Source organism: Leclercia sp. Colony189 (genome assembly GCF_009740165.1).
GTDB lineage: Bacteria > Pseudomonadota > Gammaproteobacteria > Enterobacterales > Enterobacteriaceae > Enterobacter.
In genome coordinates this window covers 1,207,275-1,226,444 of the sequence record NZ_CP046557.1, presented here as the reverse complement: position 1 = coordinate 1,226,444, position 19,170 = coordinate 1,207,275, and the positions used below count along the sequence as shown (strand labels likewise).

Annotated in this window: 18 protein-coding genes and 1 pseudogene; 4 read left to right on the top strand and 15 right to left on the bottom strand. The window is 53.5% G+C overall.

All coding sequences use genetic code 11. The annotated features are described in order from the left end of the window. Window positions 1–184: 184 nt before the first annotated feature. From GNG29_RS05765 to GNG29_RS05715, 12 genes and pseudogenes are all read right to left on the bottom strand, one after another. Complete coding sequence (locus GNG29_RS05765) at window positions 185–1,153, bottom strand: carbohydrate kinase (RefSeq protein ID WP_156654041.1); 969 nt, start codon at window positions 1,151–1,153, stop codon at window positions 185–187. After that, entirely contained in the window at window positions 1,153–2,529 is a 1,377-nt protein-coding gene (locus tag GNG29_RS05760; protein WP_156654040.1) for a right-handed parallel beta-helix repeat-containing protein, read from the bottom strand. The genes GNG29_RS05765 and GNG29_RS05760 overlap by 1 nt, the downstream gene beginning before the upstream one ends. A 39-nt stretch (window positions 2,530–2,568) precedes the next feature. Then, entirely contained in the window at window positions 2,569–4,149 is a 1,581-nt protein-coding gene (locus GNG29_RS05755; protein WP_231736587.1) for a glycoside hydrolase family 32 protein, read from the bottom strand. 88 nt (window positions 4,150–4,237) lie between these two features. Then, window positions 4,238–5,659: a glycoside-pentoside-hexuronide (GPH):cation symporter gene (locus GNG29_RS05750; protein ID WP_156654038.1), complete on the bottom strand. Its 1,422-nt coding sequence runs from the start codon at window positions 5,657–5,659 to the stop codon at window positions 4,238–4,240. Between the two features lie 121 nt (window positions 5,660–5,780). Then, complete coding sequence (locus GNG29_RS05745) at window positions 5,781–6,791, bottom strand: LacI family DNA-binding transcriptional regulator (protein ID WP_156654037.1); 1,011 nt, start codon at window positions 6,789–6,791, stop codon at window positions 5,781–5,783. A 581-nt stretch (window positions 6,792–7,372) separates the two neighbouring features. Then, window positions 7,373–7,510 (bottom strand): Hok/Gef family protein, encoded by a 138-nt coding sequence (locus tag GNG29_RS05740; RefSeq protein WP_156654036.1) that lies wholly within the window; start codon window positions 7,508–7,510, stop codon window positions 7,373–7,375. Between the two features lie 351 nt (window positions 7,511–7,861). Continuing rightward, entirely contained in the window at window positions 7,862–8,002 is a 141-nt protein-coding gene (locus GNG29_RS23145) for a hypothetical protein (RefSeq protein ID WP_180210385.1), read from the bottom strand. Window positions 8,003–8,702: 700 nt separating this feature from the next. Next, on the bottom strand, window positions 8,703–9,110 hold the full coding sequence (locus tag GNG29_RS05735; RefSeq protein ID WP_156654035.1) for a hypothetical protein: 408 nt from the start codon (window positions 9,108–9,110) through the stop codon (window positions 8,703–8,705). A gap of 359 nt (window positions 9,111–9,469) precedes the next feature. Then, window positions 9,470–10,183 carry a GNAT family N-acetyltransferase gene (locus GNG29_RS05730; protein WP_103178571.1) on the bottom strand — a complete coding sequence of 238 codons (714 nt, stop codon included), beginning with the start codon at window positions 10,181–10,183 and terminating at the stop codon, window positions 9,470–9,472. A 225-nt stretch (window positions 10,184–10,408) separates the two neighbouring features. Then, window positions 10,409–10,897 carry a cold-shock protein gene (locus GNG29_RS05725; protein ID WP_103178570.1) on the bottom strand — a complete coding sequence of 163 codons (489 nt, stop codon included), beginning with the start codon at window positions 10,895–10,897 and terminating at the stop codon, window positions 10,409–10,411. 95 nt (window positions 10,898–10,992) lie between these two features. Beyond that, window positions 10,993–11,238 carry a YmjA family protein gene (locus GNG29_RS05720; RefSeq protein ID WP_103178569.1) on the bottom strand — a complete coding sequence of 82 codons (246 nt, stop codon included), beginning with the start codon at window positions 11,236–11,238 and terminating at the stop codon, window positions 10,993–10,995. 44 nt (window positions 11,239–11,282) lie between these two features. Then, window positions 11,283–11,776 (bottom strand): annotated as a pseudogene (locus tag GNG29_RS05715) (GNAT family N-acetyltransferase). Between the two features lie 147 nt (window positions 11,777–11,923). Between GNG29_RS05715 and GNG29_RS05710 the strand changes: the two are divergent. Continuing rightward, entirely contained in the window at window positions 11,924–13,045 is a 1,122-nt protein-coding gene (locus tag GNG29_RS05710; protein WP_156654034.1) for a YbdK family carboxylate-amine ligase, read from the top strand. A gap of 40 nt (window positions 13,046–13,085) precedes the next feature. Here the strand turns inward: GNG29_RS05710 and GNG29_RS05705 are convergent, their stop codons facing one another. Then, the gene (locus tag GNG29_RS05705) at window positions 13,086–15,788 is read right to left on the bottom strand and encodes a cation-transporting P-type ATPase (protein ID WP_409201134.1); all 2,703 of its coding nucleotides are present in this window, start codon (window positions 15,786–15,788) and stop codon (window positions 13,086–13,088) included. A gap of 493 nt (window positions 15,789–16,281) precedes the next feature. Here GNG29_RS05705 and GNG29_RS05700 point away from each other — a divergent pair, with 493 nt between their 5' ends. After that, the gene (locus GNG29_RS05700) at window positions 16,282–16,524 is read left to right on the top strand and encodes a DUF1158 domain-containing protein (protein ID WP_103178565.1); all 243 of its coding nucleotides are present in this window, start codon (window positions 16,282–16,284) and stop codon (window positions 16,522–16,524) included. Window positions 16,525–16,532: 8 nt separating this feature from the next. Here the strand turns inward: GNG29_RS05700 and GNG29_RS05695 are convergent, their stop codons facing one another. Then, entirely contained in the window at window positions 16,533–16,874 is a 342-nt protein-coding gene (locus tag GNG29_RS05695) for a RamA family antibiotic efflux transcriptional regulator (RefSeq protein ID WP_103178564.1), read from the bottom strand. A gap of 32 nt (window positions 16,875–16,906) precedes the next feature. Next, window positions 16,907–18,010: an MBL fold metallo-hydrolase gene (locus GNG29_RS05690; RefSeq protein WP_156654032.1), complete on the bottom strand. Its 1,104-nt coding sequence runs from the start codon at window positions 18,008–18,010 to the stop codon at window positions 16,907–16,909. A 190-nt stretch (window positions 18,011–18,200) separates the two neighbouring features. Between GNG29_RS05690 and GNG29_RS05685 the strand changes: the two genes are divergently transcribed. Then, entirely contained in the window at window positions 18,201–18,791 is a 591-nt protein-coding gene (locus GNG29_RS05685; RefSeq protein WP_156654031.1) for a TetR/AcrR family transcriptional regulator, read from the top strand. Continuing rightward, window positions 18,781–19,152, top strand: a complete 372-nt coding sequence (locus GNG29_RS05680) for an MmcQ/YjbR family DNA-binding protein (RefSeq protein WP_103178561.1) — start codon at window positions 18,781–18,783, stop codon at window positions 19,150–19,152. The genes GNG29_RS05685 and GNG29_RS05680 overlap by 11 nt, the downstream gene beginning before the upstream one ends. Window positions 19,153–19,170: the final 18 nt, after the last annotated feature.

The following is a 19,170-nucleotide window of genomic DNA, read 5'->3' as shown; positions in this document are numbered from 1 at the left end:
ATAGCGGAAGTTGGTGCTTGTCAGCCAGTTTAAAAAGTGACTGACGAAGCCGTGGCGACTCAATATTCCGGCATGGACATTCTTCAGGCTATAGCCATACAGGATCAATCACCACCTCCCAGGAGGTGGTTTCAGGGGGGCTATTGTCACCTTCCGCTTACTACTTAGCAATTCCATTTGCGTTTCAGCGTTTGTGCTTTTCCAGCCAGGCATCCACGTCCTGAGCAAGCGGGATGGCATCAATTGCGCCAAATTTGGTGCAGGTCAGCGCACCGCAGATGTTGGCCCAGCGCACGGCCTCCAGGCACTGCTGCCAATTGTTTAACGTACAGCCGGATTGTACAATTTGCGCTAACAGTGCGCCGATAAACGCATCGCCTGCGCCGGTCGAATCGATTGCATCCACCGGCACCGAGGGGATCAGTTCCTGCATCCCGTCGCGATGGCTGACCCACGTTCCTCGCCGACCGCAGGTGACGGCGACGTAGCTGACTCCCGCGTCGTGTAACCGACGGCATCCTTCGGTGCTGGTCTTCGCGCCGGTAATGAAGCTCAGTTCCTCTTCACTGACTTTGACGATATCTGCCTGCAGGAACCACGATGTGCAACGGGCGATAAATTCTTGTGGATCCTGTCCCCACAAGCCGTCGCGATAGTTGGGATCAAATGCGATCAACAGCCCACGCTGTTTTGCTTCATGCAACAGGCGCTGATAGGTGACGTACAGCTCGCCGTCCAGCAGTCCCGTGGCGGCACCAAAATGAACGATGCCGACATCCTCCAGAAAATCAGCGGGAATATCCTGCCAGCAAAGCTCGCCATCGGCGCCACGGCAGAAGGTGAAATCACGCTCACCGTTGTCCTGCAAACCGACAAAGGCCAGCGTGGTGGGCGTCGCGCAGCGCGTCACGCCCGCGCACTCGATGCCCTCGGCTTCCAGCGTATGAAGCAGAAATTCGCCGAAAGGATCGTGCCCGACCTTCGCCGCAAGCCTGGCGCGGCCACCGCTGCGAGTGATGGCTGCCGCCACGTTGGCCGGAGCGCCTCCGGCTTTTTTCAGGAAGCGCGCCCCCTGTTTCAGGCCCAGCCCAATGTCGGTGCAGACAAAATCAATTAACAGTTCGCCAATGCAGGCGATGTGATGACCACGCATTAGCGCTGTCCCTCCACCGCTCCGCCGGGCGTGGGCGTCGCTCTGAAAGCGTTTACGGACTTATCGAGAATCACCTGGTCGTCGGTACCGGAATCCAGCACCGTATTTTGCTGCGAGGCCGATTCCACCTGCACAGCGGTTACGATTAACGTTTCAAGATCCTGGGTCGACAACAGCGCGCTGACCTGGGTGGAAAAACAGGCGCTGGCGTCAGCCGTTACCTGTCCATCAGACGGTTCGGTGGTCGCCACAATATGGTTATTCGAAATCGTATTCCCTTTGCCGGAAACAATCCTGATAATCACTGGGGTTGCGCCAGGCGGCGTAATATATTTTGTGTCAATGGTCTCAGAAATATGGTTGGCAACGAGGGTGTTATTATCGCCGCTGATATAGATCAAACCATATAAATCATCCAGATCATTATTGTAGGCCTGCATTGGCGGCCAGGGCTCACGCTCGCGGAATAAGTGGTTGGATGACACTAGGTTCTCCGCGCTGCCGTTATCCAGAATCAACATGCCCGGGTAAAACGCATGGAACCGATTGCTGCTGATCGAGGAACGTACCACATTCGAGAAATGAACGATACTTTTTCCGCGTGGGAAAATATTATTGGCGGTAATTAACAGGCCACCGAAGTTTTCAGCGCAGATTGAATAACCCCGGTAGCCTGCGCCGATCAGGTTATCGGTTATTTTGGACGCCTGGCCGGACCCGCGTAACTCAATACAGTTACCGCATTCAGCGATAAAGTTGTTATGGATAGCCAGGGCATCCGCATTATAAATCGTTACGCCGTGCTCAAGGTAGACCAGCCCCATCCGGCTGATGCGGAATGAGTCTTGCGCGCTGGCAATGTAAATCCCCGTCTTACCGTTGAGGTAGGTGTTCTCCGGGTCATCGCTGCCAGAACCATCGTCGACAAAGTGCAAACCGTCAATGCAGAAGTCGGCAAACTCGACCGAACTGATGCGCGGGTCGCCGCTGCGTGCGATATAGAATGCCGCTCCGGCGGATTCTGGCGCGCCTACTTCTGGTGACATATCGACCAGAATACGACTGCCTCCCGGCCACAATTCGTGCCAGTTCGGCCAGTCACTCTCTGGCGTATTAAAGCGAATACTGGATGACGTAAAGCCGTGGCCGGAGCCCGTAATTTTCAGATAGCTAATATCAATGACCACTTGAGTGAGAAGATGATAATCGCCAGGCGGAATATAAATAACCGCTCCGGGTTTACCCCCTTCATTCACATCGGTACTGGTTTGTCGGCTTTTAATATCAGCGATAATGTTGTTAATGACATCACCAATGTCATTATATGGATTACCTGTGCCCCACTCCGTGACATCGTAATAATTATTACTCGACATGTGTTTAATCCTTCTGTGGCATTAAATTTAAAAAAGGTGTTACTTTTTATAAGCAGCACGATAGTGGGTGATCATTGCCGGGGCGCCGGTGAGCTTTATTTGGGTCAGTGCGCTGCATGAATAATAACGTCGCGTACCGCAGACGCTACCGTCGTTAGCAAAGACTTCGACGATCCCGGTATCGAAGCTCAGTGTGACATCTTGCACGCTCGCCAATGGCACATGGTAACGCCCGTCATCCTGACCTTTTTCCCGCAGCGTCAGCACCTTGTCGTCGTAATCCAGAACAATTTGCTGACCACTGTCGCCACTCAGCGTCAGACAAAAATCGGCTGACGGGCGAAACGCGATGACGCAGGCCTTACTGCCCTCCACGCTCGACCAAAGCACACTCTCAGCCACGTTCTCCTCGCTGTTCACCAGCGACGCTGGCGGTAAGATGGGGGTCATGCAGAGCTGTTGCTGGGCGTTGAGGTGGAAGCGGCGCGGTAAAGACATTTCACCACACCAGGCGGAGTCGACGCTTTTTGGCGTGCCCCAGTTGTATAGCCAGGCAAAACCGGTGCGCGAATCGTCCTCACCCCAGGTTTGCAGGGCGTAAAAATCGGTACCGAAATCGAGCATCTGCAGCGGCTGTGCCGACGGAGTGAAGTTACCGTTGCGGAAATCCCCGGTTTGCGCGAACAGCAGGTTATGGCGGCCGGTGACGGGCTCGGTATAACCCACAACGCCAATGATCAATACCCACACGCCGTCGAGGCAGAAAAAGTCTGGGCATTCGACGCAGCGGCCGCCGTTTTCACGAAAGTATTTGGGGGCCGTGTACAACACATGATGGAATGTCCAGCGCTCGCTGTCTTCGGAGTGAAACAGCAGCATTGCCGGGTCGCCGTGGACGGCGGCGCCGAGGATCATGTAGAAGGTCGCATCCGCCTCCTCATACCAAACTTTTGGATCGCGAAAATCACAGTCCACGCCGGGCGGCAGCTCGGTTAAGACCGTTTTCACTGATTCGGGCTTATCGTAACCCGGCAGTGGCACCGCCATTTTCTGAATCTCACGATAGCCGCGATAGAGATCGTAAGCGGGCAGCCGTTCGGTATACCAGAAGCGGGTTTGCCCCTGCGCATCGGTAAACGCGCTGCCGGAAAAGGCCCCCCCCGTTGCGCCCAGTGCCACCAGATTTTGCTCAGGTTGTAAAAAGACCGGATAGTGTCGCCAGTGATAAAGGTCTTTGCTCACCGCGTGATTCCAGTGCATCGGGCCCCATTCGGTGCTGTGCGGGTGGTACTGGTAAAACAGATGCCACTCGTCGCCTTGGCGATGCAGGCCATTCGGATCGTTCATCCAGCCGGTGCGCGGAGAGAAATGCAGCGCCGGGCGTAATGGATCCTGCAAATAGACGTTGGCAACGTCCTGCGCACTCAATAATCGAAGTGTATTGCCTTCGGTGGCGATAAAACTGACGCCGTGTTCGGGCAGCGTATCCGGGTGCCAGGTGTAGCACAGTGAGATGTCGCTATGCTCCGCCAGCCAGTCCAGACAGGCGATACCGTCATGCCACGCGGTCCAGCTAAAATAGTGGTAGTAGCGTGGGGCGGTGGTGATTTTAAATGCCAACTCATTTCTAATGCGGACGGAAAACAGCGGTTGGTTGACTGGCTTCGTTTCTCTTAGCCATACATCAATCCGCTGGCCTTGCTTAACGTTAAACGACAGGGACATCTTTATACTCCTGAGTCTGGTCAGCGCCAGTTTGCAGCTCGCGCTTGGCGAGGTCGACTTTGATGGTTTCGAGCAAGGCATTGTTCAGTTTGAAGTAGCGCACTATCCAGGCGCTGATGAAATAGCTCACCATCGGTAATAATGAGAACATGATGATAATGCCTTGCAGGGTCTGTTCATTTTGTTGCGGCTTATTGGCGATATAGCCGGTATAAGCCAGGATCCAGGCAACGATCGCCCCGGCGACCGCTAATCCCATTTTCAGCATGAACAGGTTTCCCGCAAAAGAAATACCGGTCAGGCGTTTGCCTAATTTCCAGTCGCCATAATCATCGACGTCCGACATCATCGCCCATAAAATAGGGCCGGACTGAATCAGATGCAGAATATTAATCACGATAAACAGAGCCAACAGCGGTGTCAGCGAATGCGGATCGACAAACCACAGGGCGAAAGAAAGAATACCAAGAATGATATTAATAATGCGGAATAGCTTAATTTTATCAAAGCGGTCGGTCAGTGGTTTAGCAATAACACTGCCCAACATATTACAGCCCACACCGAGCGCCATAAAGAAGGTGATAAATCCAACCGAGGCTTGCATCACGTAGGTGGCATAATAGATGGTTACAGCTCCGCGAATAAAGGCCGGAAAAACGTTCAGGAAGGTAATTGTAATCATCAACAACCATTGGTCGTTTTTAATAATATCTTTCAGATCCTTCCGCAAGCTGTCATTGGCTTTAATCGACACCACCCGCTCTTTAATACTTGAGAAGCAGAACAGGAACATTAAGGTCGCCGCACCGCCCATGATCATCATCGTCATCTGGAAACCGAATGCCCGGTTGCCTCGACCCAGCCAGTCGGTTAACGGCAGAATAGAGGAGGAGACGATAAGTGTCGCGAGGCCATTGAGGAAGAAGCGCCACGACAGGCAGCCCAAACGTTCTTTCTGGTTGAGCGTAATGACGCCTGCAACTGAGCAATAAGGGATATTGATGGCGGTATAAATCAGGGACATCACCAGATAAGTAACCCAGGCATAAATAATTTTTCCATTCATGCTCAGGTCAGGCGTGGTGAACATCAATACCGCGCCGAGGCCAAACGGCACGGCCATCCACAGCAGCCAGGGGCGGAACTTACCCCAGCGCGTCCGGGTGCGGTCGCAAATTGCGCCCATCACCGGATCGCTGAAGGCGTCAAAAATGCGGATCACCAGAAACAGGGTGCCCACGATCCCGGCATCGAGACCATACACATCGGTATAAAACCAGGTCAGATAGAGTGCCAGTACGCTCCAGATCATGCAGGAGCCGGCGTCACCCATACCGTAGCCGACTTTTTCTTTCAGGCTTAATCTTTCATAAGCACTGTGTTTTTCTGCGGCGATAGCAGACATAAATATCCCTCAATATTGTTCTGTCATAAATACAAAGCAGGGTGTATCACAATCCATGCAGTCGTAAAAAAAGGGAGTATTCACTCTCTTTCAAATTTTATGTCATTCAAAAATGCAACGCTTACAGCACAGTAATATTAAGATTGATACTGCTCTCTCGTATAATCAGGCGAGAAACGATCTCATACATTTCAATACTCTCCTGCTTATTTTTATTACTGACCATTTGGAACGCCAGATGTGCAATTTCGCTGATCGGTTGTGCGACGCTGGTGATTTTCTTGGTTTGCGCCAATAGCGTATTATCGAAGCTCACAATGGCAATATCCTTTGGAACGGAGAGGCCCTTATTGTTTAACCCGTCAATAATATAATTGGCGGCGACGTCGTTATAGACCATCAGGCCGGTGCATACCGTTTCCCGGCTGGCTAATTTTTCGATAATCTCATCGAGAATACTGATATGCCCCGATATTTTTTCACCTTCACCTTTCGCTATCCAGAATTGATTCTGCGGGTCAATGTTTAATCCCTGACCGGAGATTTTTTTACTCCAGGCGAACACTTTGCGATTGTCCACGCCCTCTTGTGCAATAAAACCCAACGCGGTGTGCCCGGTCTGGATAAAATGCTCGGCAATGCTTTCCGCACCTTTACTCTGATTAATGGAAACCGAGTTAAAAAAGCGGGAAACCTGCGTGACCACCGCTACCGGGATCTGGGTCGCCGCCAGCCACTCCGCCAGTTCCGCCTCCGCTTCCGTGGGCACCCACAATAGACTGTCAATGCCCATCCCGATCAACGTGTGAATGATCTGTTTATCCTGCTGCGGTTGGTTCTGGTGCGTTTTGACGATCACCGTCTTGCCGATGTAGCGGGCTTCTTCCTCAAAGGTGGCCAGCAGTTCGCAAAAGTGCGGATTGACAAGGTTCGGTAGCACAACGGCTATCAGGCCGGAGCGTTTGCCGCTCAACTGAAACGCACTTTTGCTCGGCACGTAGCACAGAAAATCCATCGCATCACGTACTGCCTGACGCGTTTCAGGCACCACGCTCGGATGGTTGTTCAGCACTCGCGAAACCGTAGCCGTCGATACACCTGCTTTTTTTGCGACATCTTTGATGGAAGCCATGTATTGAAATGCACCCTCTAAACCGTGGAGTCACTATAAAGTGTGATAGAGGTCAAAAATGTAAGCCAGTTCACATGTTGTTGCGTTACATGAAACCCGGTTCATGCTCTCACTTTCACCGGTGCCAGGACGCAAAAAGGCCAGTCACTTGCATGACTGACCTTTAACATTCAGGGTCAAGAGCGGACATTACTAACGTGCTATCTGCATCAACCAGTTGGGAGCAGGACCCTGCTTCATTATCCTACGTCAACCTATGAACTTTTGAGGGACTGACCTACTCCCCGTTGATTCATACAGAATACTGTTGGCAATGTCAGCTGTTCGCTCATAGCGGACGTGACATCAGATTATTTGGCATAACGCCTTATTAAGCGCCGCATTAAAGGACTGAAGGCATTCATGAATTATCCCCCAAAACCTCAACAAACCGTCCGAAAATAGAGACTTGCCTTAAGATGGATGCTACAACTCTGTTCAAATAAAAATGCCCCGCCTGGCGATACGCCAGACGGGGCAAAAAAACGGGTGCCTGTACCAAACCGACAACCGGATAAGCGGGGATTGCTCCCCGCATACCGCTACTTCTTCGTTTCGTAAGCGAGAACAGCTTTCACTTCCACATCACGCTCCTTAAAGCTCAGCTCGCATAACGTTTCGCGAACCAGAAACGTGACGCCCAGCACCAGGATCGCCCAAAAGGCGTACTTGTTAAGCATGTCATTGCCTCCTTGCTAAGAAGAGGCTACCATCCAAATTGTCTGGGTTTGGAGTGGTAGCCCCGGTTGATGGAAACATCTCCGGGGCTTTTGCTTTCTGCATCTCCAGACCTGCCTGAGCTCAGAAAGCATCAGGCACCCGCTGCAATACTACGCTCGTACCGGTGAAAAAACCGCCTTTCTACTGGTTATTTAGCCAGTTAAATTACTTTTTCAGAAAACGTTTAGATGCTGGCATGAAGTGGGTTACATCGACGTCATCACCGGGCAGAGTGCAATCATGCCAGAAGCGTAGAAACCTCATTCTGTACAACCTTTTTCGTTTGACGAACCTGTACGCTGAGGCGTGCTTCAGTTACCAGGGTTAAGCTGATAGTGCTGGCGATGAAGCATCAGGGCTTCTGCGATGATGTCCTGTTTGCTTTTACGCGTTTCGTAAGCGGTGGCCTGCACGTATTCACAAAGCTCATCATCGATACGTGCGCTCAGCATGGTTAACCGGGCATTTTTACTTTCACCTCGCGGTCTGCGCTTTGATGGATAACTTCTGATTTTGTCCACACTCCCTCCGTCTTAAGCATGCAGTTATTTCATGTCCTGAAATATGAAAGTCTGCTTAAAACATGTCAATATTCAAAATCTGAGACATATCTTGTTGAAGATGTGTTAAATCAGAAAGACTTATCGATAGATTATTTTCAAATGAAAGAAAATGATATGTCTTACAATAGACAGGCAGCGCATAACATTATGTTTGCGATTAGACTTCATGAAGAAGACTTCAATGATTGTCAAAGTGGTCATCTTTACCGGGATTGCGCAAATGTCAGGCGCACCAGAGCGTTATGTGCCTGACGAGAGTGATACTCAGAGAGAATGACCCGATACCCTATGCGTTTGAGCTGTACTCTTCAGATAACCCCGTCAAACTCAACCAGAGCAAAAGACTAGTTAAAGACTATTTTATCTAGTAACAACTTTTTAAAAACCGTCACTAAATAACATTATTAAGACAATCAAATAAGTCACTAAAGTTTGACTTTAGTCAAATGAGTCAAGGCTCATAAAGTGCGGTAACCGGACGATATCATGCCCACCAAAGAGGTGGGCTGACCTGTTTAACGGTGGTGATGATGGTTGTTGCGCGCCTTACGATCGTGCTCGCGTTCCCGCACCGGTTTCTGCCCTGCCCTCAGGCGGTAACATCCGATCTGTTCTCCTGGCGCACGCCCGCAAACAGCCAGCGCCAGAAAAAGACCTTCACACCCGAACCCAGGAACATCGCCAGCCAGAGCCATGGGCTGTATTTGAGGCTGGTATGGATGACCTCCACCAGGTCAACGTGCAGATGATCGGCGATGGCATACTCAACAATTACCCGCGCGATCAGCATGGTTACCATCATGATCGTAATCGCGACTGGTTTCCCGATATGTGGCAGGTGGCCGGACGCCCAGCGCCACAGGAAAGTGGTACTCAGGATAAATACTGTCAGCAACTGCAAGCCAATATCGAGGCCATATTCGTGAGCCTGTCTGGAGATATTCAGCACGCCAGCAATGATGACAATAGCCAGAAGAATTTTTTTAATTATGCCCATTTCAAATTTCTCTTTTCAATTAAGTAAAGGATTTAATAATTAATTCACATCACCATGAATCATGACGGCTTTCGACAAAGAAACGCCTGGCCTCACCGCGCGGCACAAGGTTGCGCCAGCCGAAAAGGCTGCGCTCCACGAACGTTTTACAGACAGGTTGGTTATTTCCGCTGAGTGCTATCATCCGCGCAATTAATACCAACGGGGTGATAATAAGGCGTATTAATTCGGGCTGCTAAAGATAATAAATGTATACTTTTAATTGCGGAGTAATCTGAATAAATAATATTGTTAATGGCAAAAGAAAATAAACGGTGCAGGGGCCCCTTTTCAGAGGGGCGCCTGCGGTAGACTCACTGTTATGCCGTTTCGGGGCGAGCGTGAAACGCCTCAAGGCGTTTGATCTGCCGTCCATCGTTATCAAAATTATCTGCGGCCAGCCAGCCACGCAGAGCCGCGTCCCGCTCCGGCCATTCGCTATCGATGATGGAGAGCATATCGCTGTCGCGGTTACGGCCTTTACGCACCAGCTTCTGGCGCAACCGCCCTTCCCAGGTAAAGCCCAGCCGCTCTGCGGCCCGGCGCGAGGGGATGTTCATCGAATCGCACTTCCACTCCAGACGGCGATAGCCTCGCTCAAAACCATATTTCAGCAGCAGCCAGATCGCCTCTGTGCCGAGCGGGCTGTTTTTCATTTTGCGCGACCAGGTGACATGCCCTATCTCCACCGAACCCAGCTGTTGCTCAATGGCCATATAACAGACCAGCCCGACGGCGCGCTCGCTCTGGCGATCGATCACTGCAAAAGGCACCAGCGCCTTATCCTGCACTTTGCCCTGCACCCAGCTGGCGGTCTCTTCCACGCTGGCAGGTTGATTGCTGGCAAGCCAGGTCCAGTCGCTGTCGTCGCCCAGCGCGTAGGCCTCGAACAGATCGCTCGCATGCTGGTGCGCATTCAGCGGCTCAAGGCGGCAAAAACGCCCTTCCAGCACCCCACGCTCCAGTACACTGGCCCCTTGCCAGCCGGGAACAGGATCGTTAACCATCTGTCCCCAGATATTCATCTCCGGCACGCTGCTACCCCCTTCTTTGTTAACGGTTTGTTATTTCACAATACAGGATTGTCTGCATAACAGTACTGCCGGGCGCGTTAATCGCGTAAATAATTCTTTATACTGGCGATGTATCAGGAGAGAAGGTCGATGAGAGGACGGCGCTGCGCTTGCACGTGCCTGCGTTTCGCGCCGCTTTGGTTTGCAGGCCGGGTAAGGCGCAGCCGCTACCCGGCAGGATGCAGATTACTTCAGGTTCTTGAGCATTTTCACCGTGGCGTCCAGGTCAATCTCATCTTCGGAGAAGATAAAGGTTTTGCCCTGGAAGGTGGTGATAGCCAGTTTTCTTACCGTGCGCATTTCGCCCGCTTTGGCCGTTGATTTCGGCGCGATATTGCCCATCAGGCTCTTCACCGACAGCACGCCGTTCTCTTTATCAATCCGGGTTTCGGCGGGCTCTTCTTCGCTGTAGACCAGGTAAGATTTGATGGAGGTGATCTTATGACGCTCGCCATCGAGGTAAATATATTTGCTCTCGGGGATCACCTTCACCGCATACGCCGACAACCCCTTGTTGTTGGTGGTCGGTTCAAACGTTACCGCGGCATCTTTCTTAATCAGATCGGGATTGGCGACCTTAATCACATGAAAATAGCGGTTATCGCCGTTTTCATCTTTGATAAATCCAAAGCCCTTATCTGCAAACCAGGTTGTGATTGTTCCGTTCATCGCCATTGCCGTTACCGCCTAATTAATCGTTACTAACTCAGTTTTTGCCGCGCGCAGTGTAAAGCACAACGCCTGCGCAGACTATGTCTTTCATGCAGGAACTACTCATTGCCCCACTGGTTCAGAAAATTGGCGATATCGTCAATGCGCTGGGTGTTGATGCCGGCTTCCACCGCCATCTCGGTCTGCGCCGCTTCGCTGATCTCTTCGTTATTCATTAAACGAGTGATCAGCAACTGGAAATAGAGCGCCAGCGAATCACGCTCTGACTCGTTGACCGGTTCGGCGGCTTCCGTCGTGTACTCATCCACGATGTCATAGTATTTAATCGGTACGTCGTTGCTCATGCGTTATCCTCAGGGTGTCAGTTGTTGCGAGGATTTTAGCATCCTCACAATATTTTTTCCGCGGGCGCCACAATAGACTTGCTCATGTTGACTCCGGTAATGCCAAAACCGCTGGTCTCGTAAAGATGCCGGGCACGGGCATTATCCCCTGCCACACGCAGTCTGATCTCTTTAAAGCCCCTTTCGCGCAGATGCGCTTCAAAAACGCGAAGAGTCTGTTTACCCAGCCCCTCCCCCTGACAAGAGGTGAAAATATGAAAATCGTAGATAAACACTGAACGCATCATCGTATCGGGTTTGTACCAGAGATAACCGACAGGCCTGTTGGTCTGATCTATCGGCGCAACAAGAGAGAGTAAAACGTGTCCATGCGTATTCACGCCTTCAGGAAGCATTTCAGCAATTTCCTGCCTCGCTCTGGCAAGAGAATCGTGTTGAGAGAGTCCGTAGTTTGAGGCGATCTCCCCGGCATAATCATCAATAAATAGTCCAGATAAGCAGGATACTCATCCTCTGTCAGGGGTCGAAATGAGACCATTGCTTGCTCCTTAATGTTAATAATCAGGCCAATATTAATAGCGATAACGACTCTGGAGCGTCAAGGTAGACTGGGCCTGTTCCATAGGGAAAGGGAGAACTTCACCCATTGTCTATACTCAACTCATCACAGACAACGGAGTGCGCCATGCCCTTACCTGATTTTAAATCCTCTGAACCCTACACCCTCGGCATTGAGCTTGAACTCCAGGTCGTCAACCCGCCGGGCTACGATCTGAGCCAGGACTCATCCGCTCTGATCGCCGCCGTGAAAGATGACATCAAAAGCGGTGAAGTGAAGCACGATATCACCGAAAGCATGCTGGAGATCGCCACCGGCGTCTGCCAGAACATCGACCAGGCGGCGGCGCAATTCTCCGCCATGCAGCAGAGTATCCTGCGCGCGGCGGCGGAGCACCATATCCAGATCTGCGGCGGCGGCACGCATCCGTTTCAGAAATGGCAGCGTCAGGAGGTATGCGAAGACGAGCGTTATAACGCCACCCTGGAGCGCTTTGGCTATCTGATTTTGCAGGCCACGGTCTTCGGCCAGCACGTTCATGTGGGCTGTCGCACTGGCGATGACGCCATCTACCTGCTGCACGGCCTGTCGCGCTTCGTGCCACACTTTATCGCCCTGGCGGCAAGCTCGCCCTATATGCAGGGCACCGACACCAAATTCTCCTCTTCGCGCCTCAATATCTTCTCCGGCTTTCCGGATAACGGCCTGATGCCGTGGGTCAACAGCTGGCAGGAGTTCGAAGGGCTGTTCCGCCGCCTGAGCCATACCAGCATGATCGACAGCATTAAAGATCTGCACTGGGACATTCGCCCCAGCCCCCATTTTGGCACCGTAGAGGTACGGGTGATGGACACGCCGCTGACCCTCGCCCATGCCATCAATATCGCCGGGCTGATCCAGGCCACCTCCCACTGGCTGCTCACCACCCGGCCTTACAAGCATCAGGAGCGGGATTTTCTGCTCTACCGCTTTAACCGTTTTCAGGCCTGCCGCTACGGGCTGGAGGGGATCCTGACGGACGTCCATACCGGGGAGCAGAAAACCATTGCAGAAGATCTCGCCTGGCTGCTGGAGCGCGTCGCGCCTTCTGCCGCAAAGCTCGGGGCGTCGAGTGCGATTGAAGAGATTGCCCAGAGCCTGAAACAGGATAAGAGCGAGGCGCAGCGCATGCGGGACTTTATCGCCGACGGCGGCTCGCTCATTTCTCTGGTGCAAAAACATGCCGAGCTGTGGGCGACGAGTCCGTAATCGCTCTCTTTCCCCCTCTCCCAAAGGAGAGGGGCAAACGTTATGCCGCCTTACGGAACCTGCGGGTGAGTCGCTTCTCGATTTCGACAATGAAGAACATTGCGCCCGCGGTCACCAGGGTTACACCCCAGTAGCGCAGCGGCAGCGCTTCGGTGCCGAACAGCATCTGCATAAACGGCAGGTAGATAATCGCCAGCTGCAGCAGCAACAGCACGCCCGTCACCAGCCAGATGCCTTTGTTCGCCAGCAAACCGCGGTTCAGGGAGAAGCCTTCGGTGTTGCGGCAGTTAATCATGTAGACCCACTGGGCACAGACCAGCATCTGCAGCAGCACGGTGCGGATGAACTCCGCGCTGTGGCCGCGCGGAGCCAGCCAGGCTTCCAGCGCAAAGGCGGCGACGGCAATCAGGGTGCCGACGAAGGCCACGCGCCAGACGGCATAACCATCCATCACGTGCTGCCCGGTCTGACGCGGCGGGCGACGCATGATGTTGCGCTCGGCGGCCTCAAATGCCAACCCGAAGGAGAGCGTGGCGGAGGTCGCCATGTTCATCCACAAAATCAGCACCGGCGTCAGGGGAATGATGTTCCCCGCCAGCAGGGCAATCACAATCAGCAGCCCCTGCGCGAGGTTGGTCGGCATGATAAACAGAATGGTCTTCTTCAGGTTGTCGTAGACGCGACGCCCCTCTTTCACCGCGCTGGCGATGGTGGCGAAGTTGTCGTCCGTCAGGACCATATCCGCCGCCTCTTTGGTCACTTCCGTGCCCTTAATGCCCATCGCGATGCCCACGTCCGCCTGGCGCAGCGCCGGGGCATCGTTTACGCCGTCGCCGGTCATGCCGACGATTTCACCTTTCTCCTGCAAGGCTTTCACCAGACGCAGCTTATGCTCCGGGCTGGTGCGGGCGAAGATATCGTACTCCACCGCCGCTTGTGCCAGCTCGCTATCATCCATCTGTTCCAGCCGGGAGCCGGTCACCGCCTGGCCGCTGTTGGCGATCCCCAGCATCTGGCCGATGCTCATGGCCGTCTGCGGGTGATCCCCGGTGATCATCTTGACGCGGATCCCCGCCTGCTGGCAGGCATGAATGGCGTCGATCGCTTCCGGACGCGGCGGATCCATCATCCCGGCGATACCAAGGAAGATCAGGCCGTGGCTGAGGTCGTCGTGGGTTAAGGTCTGCTCACCGTTCGCCGGTTTGTACGCCGCCGCCACCATACGCAACCCCTGGCGCGCATAACGCTCCATCTCGGCTTCCCAGTAGCTGCGGTTAAAGGCTTCGGCACCGTTACGGGTCTGCTGCCGGGCGCAGAGAGCGAAAATAACGTCCGGCGCGCCGGTGATGAGGATCTGCTCCTCATCCCCTATCCGATAGTGGGTGCTCATGTACTTATACTGGGAGTCGAACGGGATCTTGTTAATCAGCGTGGTGGTGACCGGCGCCAGCTGCGCTTTTGCCACCAGCACCTTCAGCGCGCCTTCGGTCGGCCCGCCGGTGATACGCCACAGGTCGCGCTCGTCCTGAATCATCTGGCTGTCGTTACACAGGTCGATGGTACGCAGATAGTGCTCCAGCACCGTACCGGGCTGGATCTTCACCGGCTCGTCGCTGCCCTCCAGAGAGATGTTGCCTTCCGGGGCATAGCTGTCGCCCTCAACGCGGTAGCAGCTGTCGGCAGTGATGATCGCCTTAACGGTCATCTCGTTCATGGTCAGGGTGCCGGTTTTATCCGAGCAGACCACGGTCATCGCTCCTAACGTTTCGACTGTGGGCAGTTTACGGATGATGGCGCGCTTGCGGGCCATCGCCTGCACGCCCAGCGACAGGATAATCGAGATAATGGCAGGCAGACCTTCCGGCACCGCCGCCACGGCCAGGCTAATCAAAGAGAGCAGCAGCTCGCCGATCGGCATGTCGCGCAGCAGCAGGCTAAAGACGAACAGCGCGGCCATCATCGCCATGATGATCCCGAAGATGGCCTTGCCGAGTTTGTCCATCTGCACCAGCAGCGGGGTGCGATGCTTTTCAATCCCGGCCATCATCTGGTTAATGTGGCCCAGTTCGGTCTCCTGGCCGGTGGCAATGACCACCCCAACGCCGCCGCCTGCGCTCACCGTGGTACCGGAGAAGACCAGGTTGGTGCGGTCGCCGAGCGGTAATTCCCCGTTCAGCGGCTGGGTGTGTTTATCCACCACCGTCGATTCGCCGGTGAGAATAGCCTCTTCAACGCGTAAATTATGTGCCTCAATTAAACGCATATCGGCCGGAATACGATCCCCGGCACGCAGGAAAATAATATCCCCGGGAACTATTTCAGTTGTGGGTATTGTTTCATGATCGCCGTCACGAATAACACGGGCATCGCTGGCGAGCATATTCCGGATGCTGTTCAGTGATTTTTCGGCGTTACTTTCCTGAATATGACCAATCAACGCGTTAATGACCGCCACACCCAGAATAACCAGGGTATCGATCCAGTGGCCCATTATTGCCGTTAATAGTGCAGCGGCCAGCAATACATAAATCAGCACATCGTTAAAATGGGCCAGAAAACGCAGCCAGGCCGGTCTGGCTTTTTTCTCCGGCAGCGCGTTGGGACCATGTTTGTCCAGCCGCGCCTGTGCTTGTGCGCGGCTCAGACCCGCCGCGGTGCTCTGCTGCGCGGCAAGCGTCTGCTCTACGGTCTGCTGATAGGCCATGTCTGGCGTGGTAGGAGGCGGCGTCTGGGTGTGGTGCATTTTGGTCATATTTCAGCTCCTTCAGTTTGCGGTGAGCAAAAGCCTGAATTCCATCTCTGCTTTTATAAATCTGTCGACAATATTGAGTTGTCAGGAAAATTAATTTATCGCACTATTATTGTTGTCGGCGGCATTAAACCGGTAACGTCTCATTTCACCAGAGCGATTTTTACAAATTATTTCTAAACCGAAACTAAACGAGAGGGAACCATGTTTGGGATTTATCGAGGACGACGTCTGGCGTTATATATTTTCGTTGCCATTGTTATTGCGACGTTAATTGGAATGAGCACCTATACCTTTGTAAAAGTCTTTGCCGGAGGGTGACAATAATTGACATTAATGCAGGTTAATTGAATAGAGATCTTTCTGGCGGGGGAAATAACAGCGAATTAGCGGACAATTATTTATCGCGCCTGCGTCTGACGGTTGATATTGCTTTACGAAGCCCTATCCGTGACAATGTTATTTTTAACTGACGATTAACATAATCATGAGACACCCGTTAGAATCGCTGTTAACGGCAGGCGGCATTTTGTTGATGGCCTTTCTCTCCGTTCTGTTACTGCCTGCGCCGTCGCTGGGGCTGGTGGTGGCGCAAAAGCTGATGACCCTCTTCCATCTGATGGATCTGAATCAGCTTTACACCATCATCTTTTGCCTGTGGTTTTTACTGCTCGGCGCCATTGAATTCTTTATTCTGCGGTTCATCTGGCGCCGCTGGTTTGCGCATTAAGCCTGCCGTTAATGCGCGCGACTGTGGTTATCCTTGCGATACGCCCCAGGCGGCTGGTTAAAGGTGCGGGTAAAGACGCGGGTAAAGGTCTGCTGGGAGTCAAAGCCGTAACGCAGGCAGATATCGTAGACCTTTTCATCCGATTCACGCAGATCCCGCGCCGCCAGCCGCAGCTTACGTTCCCGAATATAGCGCCCCAGACTCTCGCCTTTGTACTGCATAAACAGCCGCTGCAAGTGCCACTTGGAGTAGCCCGCATGTCGGGCGATATCCTCGATACGCAACGGCTGATGAAGGTTGTCGTCGATCCACTCGACAATGGTGTCGATAACCTGAGCGGAAATAGTCATGCTGCTCTCCCCCTCTGCTTTTCGATTTAACATTATTCCCACCACGCACGAAATTGTTGCGTGGCATCATCTACCCTGACCGGCTCACCGAGCTCCGGGGTCAGCAGGCGATATTTTTTATCCTTGCTGGCCTGCGTAAGCTGGATCAGTGGGTCGTTCCAGGTGTGTTTTGCCAGCACAAAGCGCCCGGAGTGGCCCGGTACGACCGCGTTGGCATTAAGATCCGCCGCCGCCTGCGCCGTTTCGGCAGGCTGCATGTGGATGTACTTCCAGTCCTGGTCATACTGGCCGTTCTCCATGATCGCCAGATCGACGGCGCCGAAGCGCTCGCCAATGGCGCTAAAGTGCGGGCCATAGCCAGAATCACCGCTGTAGAACACTTTCGTCTCTGGGGTGACAAACATAAAGCTGCCCCACAGCGTCTGGTTGCGCTTGAGCCCGCGCCCGGAGAAGTGGCGCGCCGGCAGGACATGTACGGTGAGATCGTCGCTGATCCGCACCGACTGCTCCCAGTCCCTCTCCTCAATGATCGAGGGCTCCATGCCCCAGTAGCGCAGGTGCGATCCCACCCCGAGCGGCGTGACCACGCGCTTCACTTTGGGCAACAAAGCTTTGATGGTGGCGTAGTCGAGATGATCGTAGTGATCGTGCGAGATAATCAGCAGATCGATATCGGGCATCTCTTCGGCACGCCACGGGTACTCCCCGGCAAAGGCTTTATTGAGAAAAGAGAAAGGTGCGGCATAGTTGCTGAATACCGGATCGATCAGAATGCGTTTGCCTGCCAGCTGTAGATACCACGAGGAGTGGCCGAGCCAGACCAGCGTCTCTTGATCCAGGGGCAGCTGCGCCAGATCGGTTTTCACCAGCGGCAGCGGCTGGGCCGGACGCGCGTTCTCACGCTTCGTCACCAGAAAATCCCACCACGCCGCCAGCATGTTCTTATTGCCGGTAAAGCCGGGCGTCGGCAAGGTGTTATGGAACTGGCCGTCGCGATATTGCGGCGAGGCGGCAAACTCATTCAGCTGCGCGCCCTGTGGCGGCTGGCCGAACCCGGCATTGAGTACAAACGGCAAACTCGCCGCGGATGCAATCATCATCACTACCACCACGCTAACAATAAAACGCTTTTTCATATCCCGACCCGAATTCGCGCCCCATCCGATGGCCTGCGCGGGCAAAACTTGATTATGAGTGAGTAAGCACTCATTATAGAAGTGATGTGAAAGTCGTCAAGACGTTTTAAGATCTTTGACATTCCACGTTGCAGCCCCACAAAGGGCATGATTCAATCGGGGTTTTTGCACATTACCTGGAGGAAATGCAGTGGCTCGTCCGAAAAGTGAAGATAAAAAACTGGCGTTGCTGGACGCGGCAACCAGCGCGTTTGCCCAGTCCGGCATTGCGGCTTCTACCGCGTTAATCGCCCGCAGTGCGGGCGTGGCAGAAGGCACCCTGTTTCGCTATTTCGCTACCAAAGACGACCTGCTTAACGCCCTCTACCTGCACCTGAAGCAGGATCTGTGCCAGACTATGCTGGCGAATATGGATCGCGCCCTGACCCAGCCAAAAGAGCATACCCGCAATATCTGGAACAGCTACGTTGACTGGGGGATCCGCAATCCGGTGGCCCACGGCGCCATCCGCCAGCTTGGGGTGAGCGAGAAGATCAACGCCGAAACCGAGCAGGCGGTACACGAGATGTTCCCGGAGCTGCACGAGCTGTGCCGTCGCCATATCCGCCCGGTATTTATGTCGGAAGAGTTCCGGCTGTTTGGCGACGCGCTCTTTTTATCCCTGGCGGAGACCACCATGTCCTTCGCTACTCGCGAACCGGCCCGCGCAGCCGAATTTAAGGCATTGGGTTTTGAAGCGATGTGGCGGGCGCTGGCCGAAGAGGATAGCGATGGACAGTAAAACCCTCGCCGCCTGCGCAAAACAGGTGGCCCTGGAGCTGCCCTTTACCGAACAGTGCTGGCCGTTCGGCCCGGACTACGATGTGTTTAAGGTCGGCGGCAAGATTTTTATGCTGATTGGCGTCGCACACGGGCGCCTGCATGTCAGCCTGAAGTCTGACCCGCAAAAATCGCTGCTCAACCAGCAGATCTACCGGGGCATTGAGCCTGGCTACCATCTGAATAAAAAGCACTGGATCTCGGTTTACGCGGCGGAGGATATCACCCCTGAGCTGATCGCCGATCTGGTCAATGATTCGTGGCATCTGGTGGTGGATAAGCTGCCAAAAAAAGAGCAAAAACGTCTGCGTCCGGGCCCTTAAGCGCTCGGAATGCCCTTA

Bases quoted from the DNA above. Each gene is read 5' to 3' on its own strand.
- GNG29_RS05765 (WP_156654041.1), bottom strand. From the start codon at position 1,153: ATGCGTGGTCATCACATCGCCTGCATTGGCGAACTGTTAATTGATTTT.
- GNG29_RS05760 (WP_156654040.1), bottom strand. From the start codon at position 2,529: ATGTCGAGTAATAATTATTACGATGTCACGGAGTGGGGCACAGGTAAT.
- GNG29_RS05750 (WP_156654038.1), bottom strand. From the start codon at position 5,659: ATGTCTGCTATCGCCGCAGAAAAACACAGTGCTTATGAAAGATTAAGC.
- GNG29_RS05745 (WP_156654037.1), bottom strand. From the start codon at position 6,791: ATGGCTTCCATCAAAGATGTCGCAAAAAAAGCAGGTGTATCGACGGCT.
- GNG29_RS05740 (WP_156654036.1), bottom strand. From the start codon at position 7,510: ATGCTTAACAAGTACGCCTTTTGGGCGATCCTGGTGCTGGGCGTCACG.
- GNG29_RS23145 (WP_180210385.1), bottom strand. From the start codon at position 8,002: ATGCTGAGCGCACGTATCGATGATGAGCTTTGTGAATACGTGCAGGCC.
- GNG29_RS05735 (WP_156654035.1), bottom strand. From the start codon at position 9,110: ATGGGCATAATTAAAAAAATTCTTCTGGCTATTGTCATCATTGCTGGC.
- GNG29_RS05725 (WP_103178570.1), bottom strand. From the start codon at position 10,897: ATGGCGATGAACGGAACAATCACAACCTGGTTTGCAGATAAGGGCTTT.
- GNG29_RS05720 (WP_103178569.1), bottom strand. From the start codon at position 11,238: ATGAGCAACGACGTACCGATTAAATACTATGACATCGTGGATGAGTAC.
- GNG29_RS05710 (WP_156654034.1), top strand. From the start codon at position 11,924: ATGCCCTTACCTGATTTTAAATCCTCTGAACCCTACACCCTCGGCATT.
- GNG29_RS05705 (WP_409201134.1), bottom strand. From the start codon at position 15,788: ATGCACCACACCCAGACGCCGCCTCCTACCACGCCAGACATGGCCTAT.
- GNG29_RS05700 (WP_103178565.1), top strand. From the start codon at position 16,282: ATGAGACACCCGTTAGAATCGCTGTTAACGGCAGGCGGCATTTTGTTG.
- GNG29_RS05695 (WP_103178564.1), bottom strand. From the start codon at position 16,874: ATGACTATTTCCGCTCAGGTTATCGACACCATTGTCGAGTGGATCGAC.
- GNG29_RS05690 (WP_156654032.1), bottom strand. From the start codon at position 18,010: ATGAAAAAGCGTTTTATTGTTAGCGTGGTGGTAGTGATGATGATTGCA.
- GNG29_RS05680 (WP_103178561.1), top strand. From the start codon at position 18,781: ATGGACAGTAAAACCCTCGCCGCCTGCGCAAAACAGGTGGCCCTGGAG.